The following is a 3896-nucleotide window of genomic DNA, read 5'->3' on the forward strand; positions in this document are numbered from 1 at the left end:
GTTTATCACCCAAATCTGCACACCCAAAAGTAAGTTCCGCCCATTGTTCAGGAGGTAATGGCAACATAACCTTGACTCATCGCTGAAAAGGATAAGTCAAGTTTGGGATTTGTGATAAAGAGATAGCTTCAAAAAGGGGGGGGTATTGTTTGGCAGCACGATCCTTAATAGAGGTGTTCATCGAGGCTTTCTTGCCAAAAAGCTGATGACTCTTTACAACAACAAAGGCTTTTTCCACAACACGAAAGACAGCCTGGAAGATCTGGAACAGGCGCTCAGCAGCCGCTTCAGCCGCTATGAAATAGAGGTCAAAGGAGTGGTAGCCATTTTTAAAGCCTGGAAATAACGGAGAGAATTCGAGAGCCTGAACAGGCTCTCGAATGGGTGATCAGGGCATCAGAGCAGGAGCATCAAGACCTGCAGTCTCATTAAGTCCACACATGATATTCATATTCTGGATCGCCTGACCTGCAGCCCCCTTCACCAGATTATCAATAACCGACAGAATCACTACCGTGTCACCACCCTGTGGGCGATGAATCGATATACGACACTGATTAGAAGATTTAACAGAACGCGTTTCAGGATGACTGCCGGCAGGCAGAACATCTACAAAAGGTTCATCTTTGAATTTGTTTTCATACAACGCCTGAAGATCAATGGAGTGATCTTTGACTGAGACATACGACGTAGCATGTATGCCTCGAATCATGGGTACCAGGTGGGGAACAAAGACCAGTTCTCCGCCAAACGCCTGAGCACCATCAATCGGCATACGCCCAATGCCTTGCCTGATTTCTGGCAGATGTCTGTGACCAGGTACCCCATAAGCCTTGAATGATTCAGAGACTTCACACAATAAACTGCCAACCTTGGCTTCACGACCCGCACCACTGACACCGGACTTGGCATCTATAATAACATTGCCTTCAATCAGCCCTTTCTCTATCAAGGGCAACAGCCCCAGTTGAGCGGCCGTTGGGTAACAACCCGGATTCGCCACCAGTTGTGCCGACTGAATCTGCTCCCGGTTCATTTCCGGCAAACCATAAACAGCTTCTGCCAACAAATCCGGACAGGCATGATCGATGCCGTACCATTGCTTCCAGTCTTCGGGATTGGTCAGACGAAAATCAGCGGCCAGATCAACCACCTTCACGCCTTTAGCCAACAGTTTCGGAACGGAATTCATGGCAATCCCATTAGGCGTTGCAAAGAAAACCAGATCACAGGTCGCCAATACATCATCGTCTGGCTGTGAATAGGCAATATCCATTTTGCCTCGAAGACCTGGGTATAACTCACTAACGGGCTTGCCCGCCTCCTTTCGTGAAGTGATAACGGTCACTTCAACATCAGGATGAACAGCCAAAAGACGCAGCAACTCTGCTCCGGTATAGCCGGTACCGCCAACAATGCCTGCCTTGATCATGGGTAAGCCACTCTAAGTAGAATATTTATACAAAAAATAAGAATAATTATTTATTATAATTCTTTCAAGGCCTGGTGATCAAATCGTATGCCTTCCCAGCCATGAGCCATGAAGCTACGGATATTACCGTGGCTTTTTTTTTCAGGATTCTGCAAGACGTCTTCACGGTAGAAGCGACCAAAACAATTCAAAACTTCTTTCTCAGCCAATTGATTCAGGAGGCCAAACGCAAAGATTTTACAGGAACCTTCATTGGTTCCGGCTTCATTGACAAGAGTACTGTTATGAAAAGTCACCGGCGTGTATTCATAATGATCAGCAATCACAGACATAACCTGATCAAATTCAACGGTATCAGGTGCCGTTTTGATTTGCTGTAACAGGGCATTCAGAGTCATAGAAAACTTCTTCTTACTGTTAAAATCTTTGGACTTCAGGAAGATAAAAAAGACTTTTATCGCTCATTATTACTTCAGAGGCTTGATGATGTCAGTCAGGCCATGAATATGAATTTCCAGAGCCAGTTGCAGTAAACGTCCAAGTTCGCCTTCAGGAAAGCCTTTTTTGGCAAACCAGAGCAGATACTCTTCAGGGAGATCAATCAATACCCTGCCACTGTATTTTCCAAACGGCATGGGCATTCTGGCCAGTTTCAACAGATCTTCTTTCTCAAACATGATGCCATCCACCCCGGACTTCATTAAACGCTTCGGAAGCCTTCTCAGACAGGTACAGCCCCTTCAGAACAGCAAACCACTCTAGCAGTCGGGTTTCACCAAAACAACGCCGAGTGTACAGCCCAGCCTTTCAAGCATTACTAACCCTAAAACATTTATGACAGAATACCCGACGATACTGGATTTTTATTCATTCAGAGCTGCAACCATTTAATTAAAAGGTTAATATTAAACCGCTCGAGTCATTTGCTGTTACGGAGGCATGATTGCTAAAGGCCCCTGATAAAAAACTGTCACTGAACGCCCTGCGTATCCGCCTTTCTTCGTCGGAAGCGTTGCCACAACTGACCATTCTGGGGTTACTTACCGGGTTGTTTGCCGGAACTCTGCTCATTGGTTTCAGAGAATTACTGACACTGATATCGACAACACTGGTTCCTGAAGGCGAAGATCACTTCGAATCCCTTTCTGCTCTGCATCGCTTCCTGCTTCCACTGGCTGGAGCCGTGGTCATTATTTTTATGGTAAAGCTGATCAGAAAAAAACGACGCAGTGTAGGGGTAGCTCACGTCATAGAGCGACTGACAATGCACCGTGGGCGTCTGCCGTCCTCAAGTGTCGTAATGCAATTTTTTACTGCTCTTATCGCTCTTGCCAGTGGCTTTTCTGTTGGCCGTGAAGGTCCTGCTGTACACATGGGTGCAGGAGCAGGGAGCGCTCTCGGACAGCGCCTGCAATTGCCGGATAATACTTTGAGAATCCTGGCAGGCTGTGGTGTGGCTACGGCAATATCCGTTTCATTTAACACCCCTCTGGCTGGCGTTATTTTTGCCATGGAAGTGATCGTCAAACAATACTCACTGGGCAGCTTTATTCCTGTTATGGCAGCCTCGGTGGTTGCTGCACTGATGGCTCAATTGATGTACGGTCCTGAGCCTGCATTCCATGTACCGGCTATTGCCATGACGTCGATGGAAGAATTGTTGATTGCCGCTATTATGGCCGTTTGCATCGGTATTTTGGCAGGCCTGTTCATCAGTCTTCAGGCTGCCATGATTACCCGAAGAAAAGGGCACCTGGTGCTGCCTATTCTTTCAGCCGGCCTTATTATGGGCATAGCTGGAGTCATGGTGCCCGCTGTCATGGGGATAGGTTATGACACGCTTGAATCTCTTCTTAATGGCGGCCTGTTCGGACTCTCTACCCTGGCGATCCTGCTCTTCACTAAATTGATCGTAACTGCAGCCGTGACCGGGCTGGGCATACCCGGTGGTATTATTGGCCCCTCATTGTTTATGGGAGCTGTCTGCGGGGCTGTGTTTGGATCACTGGGTGAATAATTGCTGGATATTCCGAACCTGAACAGCTCTTTTCACGCACTATTGGGTATGGTTGCCATGATGGCAGCAACACTCCAGGCGCCCCTGGTAGCCCTGGTCACGGTTCTGGAGTTAACGCACAACCCAAACATTATTATGCCCGCCATGTTTGTCATAGTGATTGCCTGCCTGACTGCGGGACGATTCTTCCAGAATCGGGGAATATTCGAGATACAGCTGCTCAAGGGCGGACAGAATCTTGAAGCCTCCCCACTCAACCAGCTACTGGGACAAACCGGAGTCGGCAGTTTGATGAACCCGGCCTTCAGCCAGATATCCAGACACCGCTACTAAAAACCTGCGACAATCAGTGATTCTCTGGGTTTATCTACACCGTCAACACGGCTGCATACCGGAGTATGTCTTACGCCACTCTTGTGTAGGGTTTAAGGTCGAGCTGTAACGTGT

Annotated in this window: 4 protein-coding genes and 1 pseudogene; 2 read left to right on the forward strand and 3 right to left on the reverse strand. The window is 47.7% G+C overall.

From position 1 onward, the window contains the following. The first annotated feature begins 145 nt into the window (after positions 1–145). Positions 146–346, forward strand: a complete 201-nt coding sequence (locus ACR2PX_RS21480) for a hypothetical protein (protein ID WP_434001405.1) — start codon at positions 146–148, stop codon at positions 344–346. A 42-nt stretch (positions 347–388) separates the two neighbouring features. On the opposite strand, the gene argC is transcribed toward ACR2PX_RS21480, so the two are convergent. The 3 genes from argC to ACR2PX_RS21495 form a co-directional block, all read right to left on the reverse strand. Further along, positions 389–1432 carry an N-acetyl-gamma-glutamyl-phosphate reductase gene (argC, locus tag ACR2PX_RS21485; protein WP_434001406.1) on the reverse strand — a complete coding sequence of 348 codons (1044 nt, stop codon included), beginning with the start codon at positions 1430–1432 and terminating at the stop codon, positions 389–391. Positions 1433–1485: 53 nt separating this feature from the next. Continuing rightward, on the reverse strand, positions 1486–1830 hold the full coding sequence (locus ACR2PX_RS21490) for a HopJ type III effector protein (RefSeq protein WP_434001407.1): 345 nt from the start codon (positions 1828–1830) through the stop codon (positions 1486–1488). Positions 1831–1899: 69 nt separating this feature from the next. After that, the gene (locus ACR2PX_RS21495) at positions 1900–2133 is read right to left on the reverse strand and encodes a DUF3820 family protein (protein WP_434001408.1); all 234 of its coding nucleotides are present in this window, start codon (positions 2131–2133) and stop codon (positions 1900–1902) included. A gap of 482 nt (positions 2134–2615) precedes the next feature. On the opposite strand from ACR2PX_RS21495, the pseudogene ACR2PX_RS21500 reads away from it, so the two are divergent. Then, a pseudogene (locus tag ACR2PX_RS21500) lies at positions 2616–3782 on the forward strand (chloride channel protein). Positions 3783–3896: the final 114 nt, after the last annotated feature.

Source organism: Endozoicomonas sp. (assembly GCF_051008435.1).
GTDB lineage: Bacteria > Pseudomonadota > Gammaproteobacteria > Pseudomonadales > Endozoicomonadaceae > Endozoicomonas_A.

Coding starts and splice junctions, on each gene's coding strand:
- argC (WP_434001406.1), bottom strand. CDS start 1,432: ATGATCAAGGCAGGCATTGTTGGCGGTACCGGCTATACCGGAGCAGAG.
- ACR2PX_RS21490 (WP_434001407.1), bottom strand. CDS start 1,830: ATGACTCTGAATGCCCTGTTACAGCAAATCAAAACGGCACCTGATACC.
- ACR2PX_RS21495 (WP_434001408.1), bottom strand. CDS start 2,133: ATGAAGTCCGGGGTGGATGGCATCATGTTTGAGAAAGAAGATCTGTTG.